The 20048-nt window shown below is 60.6% G+C and carries 17 protein-coding genes and 1 pseudogene; 5 read left to right on the top strand and 13 right to left on the bottom strand.

The genetic code is table 11. The features are described from left to right. Nucleotides 1-36: 36 nt before the first annotated feature. The 3 genes from holA to leuS form a co-directional block, all read right to left on the bottom strand. A complete protein-coding gene (holA, locus tag FBY04_RS28400) occupies nt 37-1074 on the bottom strand; it encodes a DNA polymerase III subunit delta (protein WP_084319715.1) in 1038 nt (345 codons plus the stop codon). Between the two features lie 39 nt (nt 1075-1113). Beyond that, a complete protein-coding gene (gene lptE, locus FBY04_RS28395) occupies nt 1114-1719 on the bottom strand; it encodes an LPS assembly lipoprotein LptE (RefSeq protein WP_084319716.1) in 606 nt (201 codons plus the stop codon). Nucleotides 1720-1806: 87 nt separating this feature from the next. Beyond that, nucleotides 1807-4413, bottom strand: a complete 2607-nt coding sequence (gene leuS / locus FBY04_RS28390; RefSeq protein WP_084319717.1) for a leucine--tRNA ligase — start codon at nt 4411-4413, stop codon at nt 1807-1809. Nucleotides 4414-4692: 279 nt separating this feature from the next. Between leuS and FBY04_RS28385 the strand changes: the two genes are divergently transcribed. After that, a complete protein-coding gene (locus tag FBY04_RS28385) occupies nt 4693-5013 on the top strand; it encodes a hypothetical protein (protein ID WP_084319718.1) in 321 nt (106 codons plus the stop codon). Between the two features lie 107 nt (nt 5014-5120). Further along, nucleotides 5121-5882: a YdcF family protein gene (locus FBY04_RS28380; RefSeq protein ID WP_084319719.1), complete on the top strand. Its 762-nt coding sequence runs from the start codon at nt 5121-5123 to the stop codon at nt 5880-5882. A 96-nt stretch (nt 5883-5978) separates the two neighbouring features. Here FBY04_RS28380 and lnt read toward each other — a convergent pair whose 3' ends face one another. The 5 genes from lnt to miaB form a co-directional block, all read right to left on the bottom strand. Beyond that, complete coding sequence (lnt, locus tag FBY04_RS28375; RefSeq protein ID WP_145318694.1) at nt 5979-7502, bottom strand: apolipoprotein N-acyltransferase; 1524 nt, start codon at nt 7500-7502, stop codon at nt 5979-5981. 8 nt (nt 7503-7510) lie between these two features. Continuing rightward, nucleotides 7511-8350, bottom strand: a complete 840-nt coding sequence (locus FBY04_RS28370) for an HlyC/CorC family transporter (RefSeq protein ID WP_084319721.1) — start codon at nt 8348-8350, stop codon at nt 7511-7513. Nucleotides 8351-8355: 5 nt separating this feature from the next. Beyond that, complete coding sequence (ybeY, locus tag FBY04_RS28365) at nt 8356-8850, bottom strand: rRNA maturation RNase YbeY (protein ID WP_084319722.1); 495 nt, start codon at nt 8848-8850, stop codon at nt 8356-8358. After that, the gene (locus FBY04_RS28360; RefSeq protein ID WP_084319723.1) at nt 8843-9847 is read right to left on the bottom strand and encodes a PhoH family protein; all 1005 of its coding nucleotides are present in this window, start codon (nt 9845-9847) and stop codon (nt 8843-8845) included. Before FBY04_RS28360 ends, ybeY begins: the two co-directional genes overlap by 8 nt. A gap of 194 nt (nt 9848-10041) precedes the next feature. Then, entirely contained in the window at nt 10042-11373 is a 1332-nt protein-coding gene (miaB, locus tag FBY04_RS28355) for a tRNA (N6-isopentenyl adenosine(37)-C2)-methylthiotransferase MiaB (RefSeq protein WP_167362944.1), read from the bottom strand. Nucleotides 11374-11508: 135 nt separating this feature from the next. Here miaB and FBY04_RS28350 point away from each other — a divergent pair, with 135 nt between their 5' ends. Continuing rightward, nucleotides 11509-11838 (top strand): DUF1820 family protein, encoded by a 330-nt coding sequence (locus FBY04_RS28350; protein ID WP_007894425.1) that lies wholly within the window; start codon nt 11509-11511, stop codon nt 11836-11838. 112 nt (nt 11839-11950) lie between these two features. Here the strand turns inward: FBY04_RS28350 and FBY04_RS28345 are convergent, their stop codons facing one another. The 4 genes from FBY04_RS28345 to FBY04_RS28330 all read right to left on the bottom strand — a co-directional run bounded on the left by FBY04_RS28345 (nt 11951) and on the right by FBY04_RS28330 (nt 15468). Beyond that, a complete protein-coding gene (locus tag FBY04_RS28345; RefSeq protein WP_084319725.1) occupies nt 11951-12505 on the bottom strand; it encodes a tetratricopeptide repeat protein in 555 nt (184 codons plus the stop codon). A 224-nt stretch (nt 12506-12729) separates the two neighbouring features. Next, nucleotides 12730-14013 (bottom strand): glutamate-1-semialdehyde 2,1-aminomutase, encoded by a 1284-nt coding sequence (gene hemL, locus FBY04_RS28340; protein WP_145318691.1) that lies wholly within the window; start codon nt 14011-14013, stop codon nt 12730-12732. 15 nt (nt 14014-14028) lie between these two features. After that, nucleotides 14029-14652 (bottom strand): thiamine phosphate synthase, encoded by a 624-nt coding sequence (gene thiE, locus FBY04_RS28335; RefSeq protein ID WP_084319726.1) that lies wholly within the window; start codon nt 14650-14652, stop codon nt 14029-14031. An 18-nt stretch (nt 14653-14670) separates the two neighbouring features. Continuing rightward, entirely contained in the window at nt 14671-15468 is a 798-nt protein-coding gene (locus tag FBY04_RS28330) for a hydroxymethylpyrimidine/phosphomethylpyrimidine kinase (protein WP_084319727.1), read from the bottom strand. A gap of 314 nt (nt 15469-15782) precedes the next feature. On the opposite strand from FBY04_RS28330, the gene FBY04_RS28325 reads away from it, so the two are divergent. Together FBY04_RS28325 and FBY04_RS28320 are read left to right on the top strand one after the other, a co-directional pair. Then, entirely contained in the window at nt 15783-18167 is a 2385-nt protein-coding gene (locus tag FBY04_RS28325) for a hybrid sensor histidine kinase/response regulator (RefSeq protein WP_145318688.1), read from the top strand. Nucleotides 18168-18240: 73 nt separating this feature from the next. Continuing rightward, nucleotides 18241-19887 carry an acyl-CoA dehydrogenase family protein gene (locus FBY04_RS28320; RefSeq protein ID WP_145318685.1) on the top strand — a complete coding sequence of 549 codons (1647 nt, stop codon included), beginning with the start codon at nt 18241-18243 and terminating at the stop codon, nt 19885-19887. 47 nt (nt 19888-19934) lie between these two features. On the opposite strand, the pseudogene FBY04_RS32905 reads toward FBY04_RS28320, so the two are convergent. Then, nucleotides 19935-20048 (bottom strand): annotated as a pseudogene (locus FBY04_RS32905) (IS110 family transposase); the annotation flags it as partial.

Raw genomic sequence — 20048 nt, 5'->3', positions numbered from 1 at the left:
CCTGCAGGAGCTGCCGAAGGCTGCGATCTTTTGATCTTACTCTGCTGGCAACGACAATCTTTGGCCAGCCATCAACAACGACAACCGACTCAAGCTCATCCACGGCGAACCCGCGGCCTGGCCTTTGATCTGGGCGTCGATCCGCTGAGCTTCGAGCAACAACTGCGCCCAGCGTTGCGCCGAGTAGCGTTGCAGGGCTTTGCTCATCAGCGGTTTGCGCTTGTCCCAGACCGGTGGTCGGGCAGAGCTGAAGGCTTTGTCCAGCGGAACGCCCTGACTGTATTGCAGGGAAATATTGGCCAGCAGACGCAGTTCACGGGCCAGGGCCCAGAGAATCACCGGCGGTTCGACCCCTTCACCGCGCAAGCCCTCGAGCATGCGCAGGGCATGCGCTGCTTCGCCGTTGAGAATCGCATCGGTCAAGCCGAAGACATCGAAGCGCGCACTGTCGGCCACCGCCGCTTGCACAGTCTCGACGGTAATCTGACCGCCTTCGGCCATCAGCTTGAGCTTTTCGATTTCCTGGGCGGCGGCCAGCAGGTTGCCTTCGACGCGCGCGGCGATCAGCTCGACGGCGTCCTGGCTGGCGGAGAGTCCGGCCTGGGACAGGCGCTGGCGGATCCAGCTCGGCAACTGGTTGGCATCCACCGGCCAGATTTGCACGAACTGGGTGTGCTGGCCTTCGACCAGTGCCTTGCCCCACTTGGTTTTCTGCGCGCTGCCGTCGAGTTTCGGCAGGCTGATCAGCAATATGGTGTCTTCAGCCGGTCGCGAGCAGTACTCGATGAACGCGGCCGCCCCTTTGTCACCGGGTTTGCCGGACGGCAGACGCAGTTCCAGCAGGCGTTTTTCGGCGAACAACGACATGCTTGCGCCGGCTTGCAGCAACGTTCCCCAGTCGAAACTGGCGTCGGCTGCGAACACCTGGCGCTCGTCGAAACCCTGTTGGCGAGCGGCTGCACGAATGGCGTCAGCGGCTTCCTGGCAGAGCAACGGGTCATCGCCACTGATGACGTAGATCGGCGCGAGAGCACCTTGCAAGTGTTTGGCGAGTTGTGCGGGGGCGAGTTTCATAAGAGAGGGCGAACGGGGCGCCTGAGCGCCCCGTAAGTCTTACTGCTGCGGGATTTCGACAGGCGACTGACGCGGCGTTTCCGCTTCAGCCTTCTGCGCGGCTTCCAGTGCCGCAGCTTCAGCCTTGGCCTTGGCCTCGGCGGTCTGTTGCAGCTGATCCAGCTGGGCTGGCGACAGTTGCTGCAAGCGCAGCATCATGCGTTGTACCAGTTCGCGACGGATCTCCTTGCGAGCATCGGTGGCTTCCTGGTCGGATCCTACCAGGTTGTTACCGTCGTGGATAAAGACCTTCTGCACTTCGAGCTTGTCACTCAGCAGGTGCAGGTTGTGCTCACCACTGATGTCGTAGCTGAGTACGGTGGTCACCTGGTACTCGCCAGTACGGCCGGCACCTGCATAGCTGAGGATGCGCTGGCTTTCCTGCTCATCGGCCAGCACCAGCTTGTATGGCGCGCCCGTGTGGATATTGACGCCGCTGCTTTCCAGCACCTGACGCAACATGGTCACGGTTTCGCCATAGGAGTTGCGTGCACTCAGGTCGAGTTCCTTGAAGGCGAGTTCATAGGTGCCAGTGCCGCGCAGCTGGAAACCGCAGGCGCTCAACAGGACCGCAAGGCCCATCACCAGCAAATTGCGTTTGATCATCTTGTTGCTCCCCTTGAAACCATGTGGGCCGACCGTGCGGCCCGAAAGGTTTTACTCGGCGCCAGGCTCACCTGGCGCCTGATCCAATTAGCTGGCGACGATATTGACCAGTTTCCCGGGCACTACGATCACTTTACGAATAGTCAGGCCATCGACAAAACGCAGCACGTTCTCGTTGACACGGGCAGCGGCTTCGACTTCTTCGCGAGTCGCGGTGGCCGGCATTTCGATCTGGCCGCGCAGCTTGCCGTTGACCTGGATGACCAGCGTCAGGCTGTCCTGCACCAGCGCGGTTTCGTCCACCACCGGCCAGCCGGCGTCGATCACCGGGTCTGCGTGACCCAGTTGATGCCACAGCTCATGGCTGATGTGCGGGGTGATCGGCGCCAGCAGCAACGTCACGGCTTCCAGGCCTTCATGAACCAGTGCGCGATCCTGTTCGGTGCCTTGCGCGGCTTTTTCCAGCACGTTCATCAGCGTCATCACCTGGGCGATGGCGGTGTTGAATTTGTGGTTCTGGCCGACGTCGTGGCTGGCCTGCTTGATAGCCAGGTGGATCGAACGGCGAACGGCTTTCTGCTCATCGTTCAGGCCGGCGACGTCCAGTTTGCCCGGCAGGCCCTGAGTGACGTGGGCTTGAGCCAGACGCCAGACGCGCTTGAGGAAGCGGTGCGAACCTTCGACGCCCGAGTCGGACCATTCCGCGCTCATGTCGGGTGGCGAGGCGAACATCATGAACAGGCGGCAGGTGTCGGCGCCGAACTGGTCAATCATCGACTGAGGGTCGACGCCGTTGTTCTTGGACTTGGCCATCTTCTCGGTGCCGCCGATTTCCACCGGCAGGCCGTCCGCGATCAGCTTGGCGCTGATGACCTTGGCCTTGCTGTCACGTTCGAGTTCGACGTCTGCCGGGTTGAACCAGGTGTAAGCGCCGTTGGCTTCGCGACGATAGTAAGTCTCGGCGATTACCATGCCCTGGGTCAGCAGGTTCTTGAACGGTTCGTTGGAGCTCACCAGGCCTTCGTCGCGCATCAGCTTGTGGAAGAAGCGCGCATACAGCAGGTGAAGAATCGCGTGTTCGATACCGCCGATGTATTGATCAACCGGCAACCAATGGTCGGCCGCCGATTTTTCCACCAGGCCACCTTCATAGTGCGGCGAGGCGTAGCGGGCGTAGTACCACGAGGACTCGACGAAGGTGTCCATGGTGTCGGTTTCACGCTTGGCCGGTGCGCCGCATTTCGGGCAACTGCACTCGTAGAACTCGGGCATGCGCGCCAATGGCGAACCTGCGCCATCCGGCACAACGTCTTCCGGCAACACCACTGGCAGCTGATCTTCCGGGACCGGTACATCACCGCAAGTGTTGCAGTGGATGATCGGGATCGGGCAGCCCCAGTACCGCTGACGGCTGATGCCCCAGTCGCGCAGGCGGAACTGGGTGCGCGAGGCGCCGAGGTTCTTCTTGATCAGCGCGACTTCAATGGCGTCGAACGCACCGGCGAAGTCGAGGCCGTCGAACTCGCCGGAGTTGATCAGCGTGCCGTGCTCGCCGTAGGCGTCCTGCCACGGCGCGGGGTTAGTATCGCCTGCGCTGGTGCGCACCACGGATTTGATCGGCAGGTTGTACTTGGTGGCGAACTCGAAATCACGCTCGTCGTGCGCCGGAACAGCCATGACCGCGCCATCGCCGTAGTGCATCAACACATAGTTGGCGACCCACACCGGGAGTTTCTCACCGGTCAGTGGGTGCTCGACGAACAGCGAGGTCGGCAGGCCTTTTTTCTCTTGAGTGGCGACGTCGGCTTCGGCGACGCTGCCGCCCTTGCATTCAGCGATGAACGCCTGCAGCTCAGGGTTGTTCTGTGCGGCCAGGGCGGCCAGGTGGTGTTCGGCGGCCACGGCAACATAGGTTGCGCCCATCAGGGTGTCCGGACGGGTGGTGAAGACTTTCAGTGCGCCGGCTTCGCCGATGGAGTCGACGTTGTACGGGAATTGCACTTCCATGCCGCGGGATTTGCCGATCCAGTTGCGCTGCATGGTCTTGACCTGTTCAGGCCAGCCGGTCAGCTCGTCGAGGCTTTCCAGCAGCTCATCCGCGTAAGCGGTGATCTTGAAGTAGTACATCGGGATTTCGCGCTTCTCGATCAGCGCGCCGGAACGCCAGCCGCGACCGTCGATCACTTGCTCGTTGGCCAGGACGGTCTGGTCGACCGGGTCCCAGTTCACGGTGCCGCTTTTCTTGTAGATCACGCCTTTTTCGAACAGGCGAGTGAACAGCCATTGTTCCCAGCGGTAGTAATCCGGCTTGCAGGTGGTCACTTCGCGGGACCAGTCCACCGCCAGGCCCAGGCTGCGCAGCTGGGTCTTCATGTAGGCGATGTTTTCGTAGGTCCACTTGGCGGGCGCTACGTTGTTCTTCATCGCGGCGTTTTCCGCCGGCATGCCGAAGGCGTCCCAACCCATGGGTTGCAGGACGTTCTTGCCTTGCATGCGCTGATAGCGGGAGATCACGTCGCCGATGGTGTAGTTGCGCACGTGCCCCATGTGTAGCTTGCCGCTGGGGTAAGGGAACATCGACAGGCAGTAGAAAGTCTCCTTGCCTGGCTGTTCACTGACTTCAAAGGACTTTTGCTCGTCCCAGAACGACTGGGCGGCGGCTTCGATTTCACGGGGCTGATATTGTTCGTGCATGGCTACTTTTGAACTGAATAGGGGTGGCCTAATCCTCTTCAATGCGACGCTGGACGGTGATCACGCCAAATCGGCGTTGCGGTGCCCAAGCGAGCTGGAAGTGGAGTTACAGGAAGCGCCGTAGCATACATGACCGCACTCTACCGAGGGAAACCCTGATTACTGCCGCGCGTCTTGCAGAAATGGCTGCGAGGGCCGTTGGTCGCGGCATCCAGCCGGTTTGTTCATGGAAGCTAAGCTCTAACTGGGGAGCGAGTCTTATCTTCAATGAGGTGAGGGATGGTTGATTCACAGCAAAATGTTACCAAGCCGGAGCTGTACGAAAGACTGATTGATCGTCTGGGAATGGCTCTGGACGCGGCAAAAACCGCTGGCCGGTTGCGTGATGAACGCCCCCTTGAGCTGGAATTGCGTGGCCTGAGCCCCGCAGAGTTTGCACTGGTCAAGGCCTATCTGGACCGCAGTGAACGTGAGACACACGGATGCTTGTCAGAAGCAGTGAAGCAACTAGACGCACCACGTTCGGCCAAGATCATCTGGCTCAAGGACAAGGCACCGGGCAGGGACGCGGTAAAGGTCCGGTCTCTGCAATTCAAGTAAGGGCACTTGAAGCCATGACGTATGGTTTTTTGAAGCATAGTCCTTTCACATTTGTTGTCGCATTGCGTCAACCCACTTAGGCTTCGGGCATCTTCAGGAGATGCTCGATGCCTTTTCGTTACTTCATAAAACAACTTCTGCTGCCGCCCGGCGTTTTGTTGCTGTTGCTGGCGCTTGCCTGGTGGTTTCGCCGATCGAGGCCGCGGCTGGCCGGGCTGTGCTTTGCGCTGGGGTTCGGTGGCTTCTGGCTGATGAGTCTGCCGGTGGTGGTGCAATGGGGCGCCAAGATGCTGGAACGGGAGCCGGCGCTGGATCGCGCTGAATGGGCGACCCTGAGTCAGCGCGCTGACGCGATCGTTGTGCTGGGGTCAGGGCGTGAGCGGGGCGACCTGGCTTGGGGCGAGGACCAGCCGACCGGTGTTGGCCTGGGGCGTCAGCGTTATGCCGCGCGACTGGCCAAGGCCTCCGGCCTGCCGATCCTCACCAGCGGCGGCCTGCATTTCGGCACGCCGCCCACCGAAGCCAAATTGATGGCGGACTCGATGTTCGAAGACGCTGGCGTAACCGTGCGTTGGCAGGAAGGGCGCAGCCGTACGACTTGGGAAAATGCGCAGTTCAGTGCCGAAGTGTTGCTGCCACAAGGAATCAAGCGTGTTGTGGTCGTGACTCAGGCCTGGCACATGCCGCGGGCGGTCTGGAGTTTCCAGAAGGCAGGATTTGAGGTGGTGCCCGCGCCGGTGGGGTTTCTAGGCGTGGACAATGCCCGGCCATTGGGGGGCTGGATGCCTGAGTTCAAGTCGATCTGGCAGAGCGGGCAGTTGCTGAATGAAGCGGTGGGGCAGATAGGGTATTCGTTGTTTTACCGCTGAAAATCAAAAGATCGCAGCCTTCGGCAGCTCCTGCAGGGTGTACACAATCCCCTGTAGGAGCTGCCGAAGGCTGCGATCTTTTTGCAGGCTCCGCGATTAAACGGCCTTGGCCATCCGGTTGGCCACCAACGCCCAGCCAAACAACAACACGCAGACAATGATCAGCGGCCACGAGCGCCATTGCAGGTAAGGCGTCAGGTTATGCATCGGCACCACTTCGCCGTACAGGATGCCGCGTTCGAACTGCGGGATCTGCGTGGTGATCTGGCCGAAGGGGTTGATCAGGCCGGTCACGCCGTTGTTGGTGGCGCGGATCATCCAGCGGCCGGCCTCGAGTGCGCGCATCTGCGCCATCTGCAAGTGTTGCAACGGCCCGATGGAAGTGCCGAACCAGGTGTCATTACTGATGGTCAGCAACAGATCGCTGCGAGCCGCAAGGCTGGCGGCAAACTCCGGGTATACCACTTCGTAGCAGATGTACGGCGCAATCTGATAGCCCTTGGCTTGCAGCATCGCCTGATCGGCGGGGCCACGGGCAAAGTCCGACATCGGCAGGTCGAAGAAGGCGATCAGGCCGCGCAGGATATCCTGCAGCGGCACGTATTCGCCGAACGGCACCAGCTTCTGCTTGAGGTAAGTGCCGTCGCCTTCGCCGACGACAGTGATGCCGTTGAAAAAACGTTTTTCGTGACGGACGACTTCGCGGATGGGGACGCCGGTAATCATTGCCGAATCCCGCTCGGAAGCGAATTTACCCATCATGTCCAGATAGCCTTCGGCGGACTCCTTGAGTACCGGGATCGCGGTTTCCGGCCAGATCAGCAGGTCGACACGCTTGGAGCTGAAGCTCATGTCGCGGTACAGCGCCAGTTGCGCGTTGAGCTGCGCCGGGTCCCACTTCATGCTTTGTTCGATATTGCCCTGAATCGCCGCGACGCTCAGCGGTGCACCCGCCGGGCTGGTCCAGGCATGGCCTTTGAGCACGATGCCGGCAACCCAAGGGCCGACCAACAGCAGTACACCCGCCGCAATAAAAGCTTTGCGACCCGTCTTGATCAGGCGCGAAGTGTTATAGATCAGCGCGGCCGTCAAGGCCAGGGTGAAGGACACCAGCCACATCCCGCCCACGGGTGCGAGGCCGGCCAACGGGCCGTCGAGCTGGCTGTAACCGGAGTAAAGCCACGGGAAGCCTGTGAGGAACCAGCCACGAAACGCTTCCTGGCCTACCCACAGCGCTGCGAACGCCATGGCATCGGCCAGCGGCGCTTCGTTGCGACGCAACCAGCGCGCCCAGATCCAGGCGGGCAGGGCGAAGAACCAGGCAATCGCCGCAGTGAAGAGCAGCATCAGGAAACCGGCCAGCAGCACCGATGCGCCGCCAAAGTTGTGGATGCTGTAGTAGATCCAGCTGGTGCCGGCGCCAAACAGGCCGAAACCGAAACACCACCCACGGCCCAGGGCCTGGCGGGGGCTCAGTTCACGCAAACCGGCGTAGAAAAAGCCGACCGCCAGCAACGCCAACGGCCAGATATCGAACGGCGCCAGGGCCAGGGTGGTGATTGCACCGGCCACCACGGCCAGCAGGTTACCGGGCCAGCCGGGGCGGGTCAGACGATGCATTTCAATCCTTAGCGGGCGATAGGTGTCAGGCGCAGCAAGTGAATCCGACGGCTGTCGGCGTTCAGGATGCGGAAGCGATACGGGCCGATCTCGGTTATTTCGTTGCGTTTCGGCAGATGCCCGAATGCACTCATCACCAGGCCGCCGACGGTATCGAACTCATCGTTGGAGAACTCACTGTCGAAAAACTCGTTGAAGTTCTCGATCGGCGTCAGGGCCTTGACCAGGAAGTCACCGCTGGGCAGTGGCTTGATGTAGCTGTCTTCCTCGACGTCGTGCTCGTCTTCGATGTCGCCGACGATCTGTTCCAGCACGTCTTCGATGGTCACCAGGCCCGCCACACCGCCGTACTCATCGATAACGATGGCCATGTGGTTGTGGTTGGCGCGAAACTCGCGCAGCAGCACATTCAGGCGCTTGGACTCGGGCACGAAGGTGGCCGGGCGCAGCAGGTCCTTGATGTTGAAGCTGTCGCCGTTCTCCCTGAGGATCAACGGCAGCAAGTCCTTGGCCAGCAACACGCCCATCACGTCATCGTGGCTTTCGCCGATAACCGGGTAACGGGAGTGGGCCGAGTCGACTACGGCCGGCAAAAACTCGCGGGGTGTCTGGGTCGCCTTGATGCTGATCATCTGCGAGCGCGGGACCATGATGTCCCGTACTTGCAGGTCTGCAACCTGGATGGCGCCTTCGACGATGGCCAGCGCTTCGCTGTCCAGCAACTTGTTTTGATGTGCGTCGCGCAGAAGCTCCAGCAGCTCCTGACGGTTCTTCGGCTCGTGGGCAAAAGCCTGGGTGAGCTTACCCAGCCATGACTTCTGCCCGTTGCTCGATCGATCTTCGCTCATAGCGATTACTCTGAATCCTTTGTTGTCACGATAGTGGATGTTTCGATTTCGTCGTCCGCGTACGGGTCGGGGTAGCCCAACTCTGCAAGCAACGTTCGTTCCAGCGCTTCCATTTCTTCGGCTTCATCGTCATCTATATGGTCGTAACCCAGCAGATGCAAGCAGCCGTGAATGACCAGATGCGCCCAGTGCGCCTTGGGTTCCTTGCCTTGCTCGGCGGCTTCACGCTCGACCACCGCCACGCAGATGACCAGATCGCCCAGCAGCGGGATATCGAGAAACTCGTCAGGCACATCGGCAGGAAACGACAGGACGTTGGTGGCGTAATCCTTCTGCCGCCAGGTGTGGTTCAGCTCGCGGCCTTCGGCTTCGTCGACCAGGCGAATGGTCATCTCGGAGTCGGCGGTGCGCTGGCGCAAGGCCAGTTCGCACCATTGGCGGAACTCGGCTTCGCTGGGGGCGTGCGCTTCGGTAGCGAGTTGCAGATCAAGCTCAAGCATCGCGGCGACTGTCCTTTGGTGTTTCGTCTGCCGCGCGATTCTCGAAGCGCTCGTAAGCTTCGACGATGCGCTGCACCAGTGGGTGGCGCACAACGTCCTTGGGCATGAAATGGGTGAAGCTGATGCCCGGCACTTCTTTCAGCACTTCGATCACATGGTGCAGCCCGGATTTGGTGCCTTTGGGCAGGTCGACCTGGGTGATGTCACCGGTGATGACCGCTGTGGAGCCGAAGCCGATTCGGGTCAGGAACATTTTCATCTGCTCGACGGTGGTGTTCTGGCTTTCGTCGAGAATGATGAAGCTGTTATTCAGCGTGCGACCGCGCATATAGGCCAGCGGCGCAACTTCGATCACCTGGCGCTCGATCAGCTTGGCGACGTATTCGAAGCCAAGCATCTCGTAGAGTGCGTCGTAGAGCGGACGCAGGTACGGGTCGATCTTTTGCGACAGGTCGCCCGGCAGAAAACCGAGCTTTTCGCCCGCTTCAACCGCCGGACGAACCAGCAGGATGCGGCGAATCTGCTCGCGCTCCAGCGCGTCTACCGCGCAGGCAACGGCCAGATAGGTCTTGCCGGTACCGGCCGGGCCGATGCCGAAGTTGATGTCGTTACCGAGGATTTCCTTCACGTAGCGCAACTGATTCAAGCCACGAGGGCGAATCATGCCTTTCTTGGTGCGCAGGGCCACGGAGGGTTCGGACGGGGAAACGTTGTCCAACTCTTCGACGGCCGATTCCTGCAGGAACAGGTGAACCATGTCCGGCGACAGCTCGGTACCCTTGGTTTCCCGGTACAGGCGGCGCAGGAGGTTTTCCGCGGAGGTGGTGTGTTTGGGGTCGCCGATCAGCTCGAACTGGTTTCCGCGATTGCGGATCTCGATGGTCAGGCGTTGCTCGATCAAGCGCAGGTGCTCGTCGAACATCCCGCACAGATTGGCGAAGCGGCGAGCCTCAAAGGGCTCGAGGATAAAACGATGTGGTTCTATGGGTGCGTTCAAGGTCGTATTTAGCCGCCCTGGGGCAATTAAGATGAAATCAAGGATAACGCCAGTGAGGCGGGTGCGAAAGCTCTTAAATATCTCGACCTGACACACCCCGATTCTGTAGGAGCCGGCTTGCTGGCGATGGGCGCACCGCGGTGCATCAGGATGACCGGGTTATCGTTCATCGCCAGCAAGCCGGCTCCTGCAAGTTATGCAGTGATCAACGAACCCCGCAGCGAGTGCGGCTGCGCCGCATCGATGTGCACGTCAGCGAACTGGCCGATCAGGGTTGGATTGTCGCAGCGGAAGTTGACGATCCGGTTATTCTCGGTCCGGCCTTGCAGCTCGCCGGGGTCTTTTTTCGAGTAATCGGTGACCAGAATCCGCTGGATCGAACCGACCATTTGTCGGCTGATCTCGAAACCTTGCTGGTTCAGGCGATGTTGCAGGGCGTTCAGGCGTTCTTTTTTAAGCTCTTCCGGCGTTTCATCGGCCAGATCGGCCGCCGGTGTGCCTGGGCGCTGGCTGTAGACAAACGAATAGGAAAAGTCGAAACCGACGTCTTCGATCAGCTTCATGGTCTGTTCGAAGTCTTTTTCGGTCTCGCCGGGGAAGCCGACGATAAAGTCCGAGCTGATGCAGATCCCTGGCACGGCGGCGCGCAGCTTGCGCAGTTTGGATTTGTATTCCAGCGCGGTGTGGTTGCGCTTCATCGCCGCAAGAATGCGGTCCGAACCCGATTGCACCGGTAAGTGCAGGTGTTTCACCAGCTCCGGCACTTCGGCGTGAGCCTGGATCAGGCTGTCGGAGAATTCGAGCGGGTGCGAGGTGGTATAGCGAATCCGGTCGATGCCATCGACAGCCGCGACGACACGAATCAGCTCGGCCAGATCCGCCAGGCGACCGTCGTGGGTGGTGCCGCGATAGCCGTTGACGTTCTGGCCCAGCAGCGTCACTTCACGCACGCCGTTTTCAGCGAGGTGGATGATTTCGGCAATCACGTCATCGAACGGTCGGCTGACTTCTTCGCCACGGGTGTAGGGCACCACACAGAACGTGCAGTACTTGCTGCAGCCTTCCATGACCGAGACGTAAGCGCTCGGGCCATCGATGCGCGGCTCCGGCAAATGGTCGAATTTTTCGATTTCCGGGAACGAGACGTCGACTTGCGGCAATTTGGTGGCGCGGGCGGCGTCGATCATTTCCGGCAGGCGGTGCAGGGTCTGCGGGCCGAAGACCACGTCGACATACGGAGCGCGATCGCGGATGGCGGCGCCTTCCTGACTGGCGACGCAACCGCCGACGGCAATCACCATCTCGGGGTTCGCCAGTTTCAGTTCGCGCCAGCGGCCGAGCTGGGAATACACCCGGTCCTGGGCGCGTTCGCGGATCGAACAGGTGTTGAGCAGGATCACGTCGGCGTCTTCTGCGCGAGCGGTGACTTCCAGGGCCTGATGTTCGCCCAGCAGATCGACCATGCGCGAGCTGTCGTACTCGTTCATCTGGCAACCGTGGGTTTCGATGTAAAGCTTCTTGGCCATGGATACAGTCATCACGTGATTCAAAGAACCGCGCATTATAGGGAACATGTCCCGAGGTTCCTACCGTTGTGCGTCCGGTGGCTATGCTATAGTTCGCGCCCTCATTTTTATCCCCCTATGTGTTGCTCGCCCACCATGACCAAACGTGAAGCTCCAATCTACAAGGTGATTTTCCTCAACCAGGGCCAGGTGTACGAAATGTACGCCAAGCAGATCTATCAAAGTGATCTGTGGGGCTTCCTGGAGGTGGAAGAGTTCGTCTTTGGCGAGCGTACGCAAGTGGTCGTCGATCCGAGCGAAGAGAAGCTCAAGGCTCAGTTCGAAGGTGTCGTGCGCAGCTTTGTGCCGATGCATTCGATCGTGCGCATCGACGAAGTCGAGCGTCTCGGCACGCCGAAAATCAGCGAAGCCCGCGGCGCGGTCGGCAATGTCATGCCGTTTCCGATGCCGATGCCTGAGAAGTAGGGCTCAAGACGGAGTCGCCTCAGATCGCCAGCAAGCCGGCTCCTACAAAGCTGACGCAATCCTTGTAGGAGCCGGCTTGCTGGCGATAGGGCCGCAAAGGCCAAAATAGAAATCAGGGAAGAGGCGAGAACGGCGTACGCCCATCGGCGCTCTGCAATTCCATCAGGTATTTGCGGAAGATTTGCCCAAGCACCTGAGTAGCCACTTCAAGCTCTTCACGCGGCATTTTCTCGGCGACTTCGTCCGCAGTATCCAGCGCTTCTTCCGCACCGTTGACCGCCGCCATTTTCAGCACGATATACGCCTGAACGTTATTGGCCGGTACGCCTTCACCGTGGAAGAACATGGTGCCGAGTTTGAATTGCGCCTGGGCGTGACCTTGCAGCGAGGCCTTTTCGAAGTAATCCAGGGCTTTCTTGAGGTCGCGCGGGGTATTTTTGCCGTCGTAATAGAACTCACCCAACTCGTATTGCGCTTGCGCATCCCCGTCATCCGACGCTTTCTGGCAGGCGGCGAGCGCCTGTGCCAGATCTTGCGGCTGGGTATTGAGGGTGCAGCGACCCATCGCTGGGATTAACAACGAGTTGCCGCCTGCTTGTGCGAGCGCGAGCAGGGGCTGAAGGAGCAACAGGCAGCCCAATGCAAGGGCGCGGCCGGTGCGGTTCATGGGAATCGACTTACCTCTGAGGGGCACGCGGACCCATCGAGGGATCCAATAAGCGCGCATTATGAAATAAGCAGGGCCAACCTTACAAAGTCTTTACTCGTTTTTCTGCTGCGCGGGGAATATATCGCCCGGTTTACGGGGGATTATCGGCAGATGAGTAAGAAAAGACGCTGAAATGTAGGTAAAAGCTGACGCTGGCAATCGCCAACGTCAGCGGCACAGCGTTATTTCAGAGCGGCAAATGCGCGTTCGGCGGCATCCAGCGTCAGTTTCAGCTCGGTTTCGCCGTGGGCAATCGAGGTGAAGCCGGCTTCGAATGCACTCGGCGCCAGGTACACGCCGCCTTCGAGCATCAGGTGGAAGAAGCGGCCAAACAGCTTCGCGTCGCTGGCCATCACATCATCAAACGTGACGATGTCGTCGGCGCCGCTGAAGTACAGGCCGAACATGCCGCCGGCCTGCGTGGTCACGAACGGAATGCCGGCGGCTTCGGCGCGCTGCTGCAGGCCATCGAGCAGGCGGCTGGTGTAGTCGCTCAATTCGGCGTGGAAGCCAGGGCGGCTGATCAGGCGCAAAGTCGTGAGACCGGCCGCCATCGCCAGCGGGTTACCCGACAAGGTGCCGGCCTGATAAACCGGGCCCAGTGGCGCGATGTGCGACATGATTTCGCGTTTGCCGCCGAAACAGCCAACCGGCATGCCGCCACCGATGATCTTGCCGAACGTGGTCAGGTCTGGCGTGACGCCGTAATGCGCTTGAGCACCGCCGAGGGCGACGCGGAAACCGGTCATCACTTCGTCGAAAATCAGCACCACGCCGTGCTTGTCGCACAGGGTCCGCAGGCCTTCGAGGAAGCCCGGCGCTGGCGGTACGCAGTTCATGTTGCCGGCCACTGGCTCGACGATGATGCAGGCCACGTCCTGGCCAACCTCGGCGAGCATGGTTGCCACGGCGTCGATGTCGTTGAACGGCAGGGTCAGGGTATGTTTGGCGAAGGACGCCGGTACACCGGCAGAGCTCGGTACGCCTTGGGTCAACGCGCCGGAGCCGGCCTTGACCAGCAGGCTGTCGGAGTGACCGTGGTAGCAGCCTTCGAACTTGATGATGCTGTCGCGGCCGGTGAAACCACGGGCCAGGCGAATCGCACTCATGGTCGCTTCGGTGCCGGAGCTGACCATGCGCACCATTTCCATCGACGGCACGATCGAGCAGACCAGGTCGGCCATCTCGGTTTCCATCTCGGTCGGGGCGCCGTACGACAAGCCGTGTTCCAGTTGTTTGCGCACCGCGTCCAGCACGTCCGGATGGCTGTGGCCGAGGATCATCGGACCCCAGGAACCGACGTAATCCACATAGCGCTTGTTGTCTTCGTCGGTGACGTAGGCGCCTTCCGCGTGTTTGAAGAACAACGGCGTGCCGCCCACGCTCTTGAATGCGCGAACAGGCGAGTTCACGCCACCGGGAATGTGTTTCTGGGCATTGGCAAACAGGGTTTCGGAACGAGACATGATCGGGCTCTCAAATCAGATTTTCAGTAATTCGTTAAATGCGCGGGCGCGGCGTGTCACTTCAGCCGTGCTCTCGGCGCCAAACAGGCCGTGAACCACCGCCAGCAGATCGACCCCGTGGGCTACCAGTGGCGCAGCGTTGTCCAGGGTGATGCCGCCGATTGCGCAGATCGGCAGGTGCAGTTTGCTGCGGGCCTGGTCGAGCAACTCAAGGTTGCAGGTCGGTGCGCCGGGTTTGGTGTTGGAGTTGAAGAAACGGCCGAAGGCGACGTAACTGGCGCCTTCTTTGGCTGCTTGTTCGGCGAGTTCGAGTTGCGCGTGGCACGTCGAGCCGATGATCGCCTGGCGACCGAGCAGCGCACGGGCCGGGGTCAGCGGGCCGTCGGTCTGGCCCAGGTGCACGCCGACGTTCAGGCGTGCGGCCAGTTCGGCGTCGTCATTGATGATCAGATGGGTCTTGTAGCGTTCGCACAAATCACGCAGGGCTTGGGCCTCGCGCAAACGGCGGGCCTCGTCGCTGCTCTTGTCGCGGTATTGCAGCAGGGTGACGCCGCCTTCCAGCGCCGCCTCCACGTACGACAGGAATTTACCGGCCAGCAGCTGGCTATCGGTAATGGCGTAAAGGCCACGTAGTTTCATCGGGCATGCCTCATGGCGTTACGAACAGAAATCCAGTGGCAGGCGGCGCGGCACGAACTGACCTTTGCCCAGCTGCTCTGCATCGCGCAGGGTGCGCCACGTGTAGTTAAGCGCGGTCTGCACGGCGCTGACGAGGTTTTCACCCTGGGCCAGACGACCGGCGAGGGCACTGGCCAGCGTGCAACCGGAACCGTGGTAACTGCCGGGCAAGCGCTGGCAGGTAAAGGTTTCGCGGCGACCGTCGCGGCTGTACAGGCGATTGTGGATTTCGTCTTCATCGCCATGGCCGCCGGTGATCAGCAGGTGTTTGACGAAGGGCAGGAGTTTTTCCGCGCACTCGTCCGCGGTGCCTTCGGGCAGTTCGGCGAGGATGCGGGCTTCGGGAAGGTTAGGGGTGGCGATGATGGCCAAGGGCAGCAGGCGTTCGCGCATGGCGTAGCCGACTTCATCCTTGCCCAGTCGTCCGCCGCCGCCGGCGCGCAGCACCGGGTCGCAGACCATCGGCAAATGCGGGTGCGCCTGAAGCAGTTCGACGACGGTGTCGACCATTTCCAGGGAGCCGAGCATGCCGAGTTTGACGGCAGCGACTTCGGAATCGTTGAGCACGGCGTTGGCCTGAGCCAGCACCCACTCGCGGTCGAGGACGCGGAAGTCAGTGACATTGACCGTGTCTTGCACGGTCAGGGCGGTGACGGCCGGGGCCGCATGACAACCCTGGGCAAGCAGGGCTTCGATATCTGCCTGCAAGCCGGCGCCACCACTTGGGTCGTGGCCGGAGAGACAGAGGACAACGGGGCGAGAGCTGTAGATATTCATGGTGCGCGAGCTTACCACCAAACATCGATTTTCGGGTGCAGTGCCCGCCAGTCCTGCCGATAGAGAGTCATGGGCTGGCAATGCAATCTGCCGGGATTGTCATAATCTGACCGAGTAAACAGCTCTAACTCAACACGCTCCGCTGGAACGCCCGTACTAGAGCCTTTGCAGGAAATATTTCAATGGTGTTCAATGGCCATCAACGGCTATGCTAGAGTGGATCCAAACCAATAACAGGTAATACCGGTTTTACGTCTACTCAAAGGGAATGAGGGGCTTCCTGAGATAACCGGACAGGCCACGCTGGGGCTTAAATGCGCTATTTGCTGATGTTGCTGTTTTGCTTGCCCCTCATGGCGAGCGCAGTCGAATTCGATGAATTCACTCAAAGCCTGCCCCTGGGCCGAACCCTGCAAGTGTTCGAAGATGCCGATGGTCAGGCGACCATCGATGATGTCCGTGCGCAAGCTGCGGCCGGACATTTCAAGCCCCACGATAAAGACACCCTCAACGCCGGCTACTCGCGTTCGGTGTTCTGGCTGAAAATCGACCTGCATTACCGCCCGACCGACCCCGCAACGCTACGGACGTGGTTGTTGGAACTGGCCTATCCACCCCTCGATCACCTCGATCTGTACTTGCCCGATGCTGCGGGTGTCTATCGATTGGCCCGTCAGACCGGCGATGCCTTGCCGTTCGACAGTCGCGAAATTCGCCAGAACAACTATTTGTTCGATCTGAACTTCACCCCGGATCAAACGCAAACCCTGTACCTGCGCCTGCAGAGCGAAGGGTCGATCCAGGCGCCGGTCACGTTGTGGTCGAGTACGGCATTCCTTGAAGAACAACCGGTGCGGCTCTACGTGCTGGGCCTGATTTACGGCGTGTTGTTGGGGATGCTGGTCTACAACCTGTTCATCTACCTCAGCGTGCGCGACACCAGTTACCTCTATTACATCTTCTATATCGCCTCGTTCGGGCTGTATCAACTGTCGGTGAACGGCGCGGCCGTGCAGTATTTCTGGCCGAACAATCCCTGGTGGGCTAACGCCGCGACGCCATTCTTCATTGGTTGCGCGGGGCTGTTCGGCAGCCAGTTCGCCCGCAGCTTCCTGCAGACGGCGACCCTCAACCGCTGGCTCGATCGCTTGCTGCTGGCGTTGATTGCGTTCGGGGCGGTGGTGGTCGGGTTGTCGTTGATGACCAGTTACGCCCTGGCCTTGCGTCTGGCGACGACACTGGCCCTGACGTTCACCGTGGTTATTTTCGCGGCGGGTTTTTTCGCCTGGTGGCGCGGCCTGCGGGTGGCGCGTTATTTCATCATCGCCTGGTCGGCGTTTTTGCTCGGCGGCATCATCAACACAATGATGGTGTTGGGTTACCTGCCGAACGTGTTCCTGACCATGTATTCCAGCCAGATCGGCTCGGCCATCGAAGTGGCGCTGTTGTCCCTGGCCCTGGCCGACCGGATCAACGCCATGCGCGAGCAACAGGCGCAGACCTTGTTCGATGCCGGTCAAAAGCTCGAAGTGCTCAACCAGCAACTGGCGCACAGTAACAAGCTCAAGGATGAGTTCCTCGCCACGCTGACTCACGAATTGCGTACGCCCATGAACGGTGTGATCGGTTCGCTGGAGTTGATGCAAACCGTCGAGATGGACCCGGAGCTGGAGCAATATCAGCAAACGGCCGCCGGTTCGGCACGCGACATGATGCGCATGGTCAACGGCATCCTCACCCTCACCGAATTGCAGGCCGGCAAGCTCAAGGCCAATGCGACGACCTTCAGTTTGCGCAGCCTGATCGATGCCCTGCGCGTGCAGTTCGAAGGCAATGCGTCAGGCAAGTCGCTGGACTTCAAGGTCGACGTCACACCGGGCCTGCCGGACCGTTTGCACGGCGACAACATCAAGTTGGCGCAATGCCTGGAATGCCTGCTGGACAACGCGATCAAGTTCACCCGGGTGGGCGGCGTGGCGCTGCGGGTCACGGGGAAACCCGTCGGCCCCGACCGGCTGGCACTGTCCTTTGCAGTAATCGACACCGGCATCGGCTTCACCGATCTGGGCGAGGCGACGCTGTACCAGCGCTTCTTCCAGCTCGACGGCTCGATGACCCGGGAATATGGCGGCCTGGGCGTAGGCCTGGCGATCTGTCGGCAACTGGTCGATTTGCTGGGCGGGCATTTGACTCACCGCTCCGAGCCCGGTCGCGGCAGTCGCTTCCAGCTCGACGTCGAGCTTGAGTTGCCCGTGGTAGAGCGAGCCTCAACGCCGATGATGACTAGAGAATTCCCGCGTCTGCGTCTGCCGCAGGACTGCACCGTGCTGCTGGTGGATGAAAACAGCATCAATCAATTGGTGATGCGCGGCATGTTGCTCAAGCTCGGGTTTCGGGTACGAACGGCCGACAATGGCGTGGCCGCGCTGGATCTCTTGCAGCGTGAAACCTTCGACGCCGTGCTGCTCGATGGTCAGTTGCCGTCGCTGGATGGCGTGTCACTGTGCTGCCAGATCCGCGCCTTGCCGGGCTGCGAGCAATTGCCGGTGTTCATGATTGCCTTGAGTGCTGATCGGGAACGCTGCCCGACCGGTGCCTTGATCGATCACCTGAGCAAACCGGTGAAATTCGAAGACTTGCAGGCTGCGTTGTACCGTCGAGTGCTTTGCCCAAAACAAGGCGAAAGCGCCGATAGTTAGGCGGATATGCCACTTTGTTCGGCCTCGGGGCAGTGATTAACTGAATTCCTTGGCTGACCAAAGGAGCCCCGTCATGAACCTGCATCAGTTCGCCGAAACCCACGAAGTCACCAACCAGCCCCCCTCGCTGGACGGCGCCAACCTGTATCGCATCGATTTGCCGTTGCAGGAGTGGTCGCGACGTTTCGGGGCCGGTTGGGCCGAATCGCGGATCGATGCTTATGGCGCTCTGGCTGGCGGGCCGCTGATGGAAGCGGGGTTTCTGGCCAATCAGAACAAGCCGGTGTTCAGCAGTCACGACCGTTATGGTCATCGCATCGATCTGGTGGAGTTTCACCCGGCGTATCACGAGCTGATGCGCACGGCGATCGAACACGGGCTGACCTCGCTGCCCTGGGCCCATCCGCAATCCGGCGCCCACGTCGCCCGCGCCTCCATGACCTACCTGCACAGCCAGGCCGAAGCCGGCAGCGGTTGCCCACTGACCATGACGTTCGCCAGCGTCCCGGCGATGCGCCTGCAACCGGATCTGGCCGAGCAGTGGCTGCCGAAAATCCTCGCCACCGAATACGACCCGCGTAACGTCGGCATGGCGCACAAGGCCGGCGTCACCATCGGCATGGCCATGACCGAGAAACAGGGCGGCACGGATGTGCGGGCCAATACCACCAAGGCGTATCCGGTCGGTGCCAGCGGTCCTGGTCAGGCCTACGAACTGGTGGGCCACAAGTGGTTCTGTTCCGCGCCGATGTGCGATGCCTTCCTCACACTGGCGCAGACCGACAAGGGGTTGACCTGTTTCCTGCTGCCGCGCCACCGCCCCGACGACACACGCAATCAGTTCTACATCCAGCGCCTGAAGAACAAACTCGGCAATTGCTCCAACGCGTCCAGCGAAGTCGAATTCCGCGGTGCACTGGCGTGGATGGTCGGTGAAGAAGGGCGCGGCGTTCCGACCATCATCGAAATGGTGGCCATGACCCGCTTCGATTGCATGGTCGGTTCCAGCTCGCTGATGCGCCAGGCCTTGACCCAGGCCAGCCATCACTGCGCTCACCGAATGGTCGGCGGCAAGTTGCTCAGCGAACAACCGTTGATGCAGAACGTGCTTGCCGATCTTGCGCTGGAAAGCGAAGCGGCCCTGGCGTTGAGCCTGCGCATGGGCAAGGCACTGGATCATCTGGATGATGAGCACGAAGCGAAATTCGCCCGTCTGGTGACGGCGGTGGGCAAATACTGGATCTGCAAGCGCGCCCCCGCCATGATCAACGAGGCCGCCGAATGCATGGGCGGCGCGGGATATGTCGAAGACAGCATCTTGCCGCGCTTGTACCGCGAAGCACCGGTCAATTCGACGTGGGAAGGTTCTGGCAACGTGCAATGCCTGGACGTGCTGCGGGCGCTGTCGAAAGAGCCTGGCGTGCTCGATGTGCTGTTCAGCGAGTTGGGCGATGGTCATGGCGACAAACGCCTGGCTGCGCACATCAGTCAATTGCAGGCGGCGTTCAAGGACACCAGCGACATTCAGTATCGTGCCCGTCAGCTCACCGAAGACATCGCCTTGGGGCTGCAGGCCAAGCTGTTGCTGGAGGCTGGCAATTCGGCGGTCAGCGATGCCTTCCTCGCCAGCCGCCTCGGTTCGGCCGGCCGCGTGTATGGCGCGTTGCCAAGGGGGGTGGAGGTGGAAGCGATCGTCGCCCGATCGACCCCGCTTTTGTAACCACCACCGATCCAATGTGGGAGCAACTGTCTTCACCCTGCCATTCGTCACCGCCATTCGGTGCCATCTCTCAGCATGGCATTCAGTCTGATCAGTAATATTCGCATGCAGGCGATGAGCGCGACCTTCGCGCTCTTGCCTCGCGCCCGAAGAGCGTCATA

The organism is Pseudomonas sp. SJZ080, from assembly GCF_007828295.1.
GTDB lineage: Bacteria > Pseudomonadota > Gammaproteobacteria > Pseudomonadales > Pseudomonadaceae > Aquipseudomonas > Aquipseudomonas migulae_A.
The sequence above is the reverse complement of the archived record's forward strand: the minus strand, read 5'-3'. Positions and strand labels throughout refer to the sequence as shown.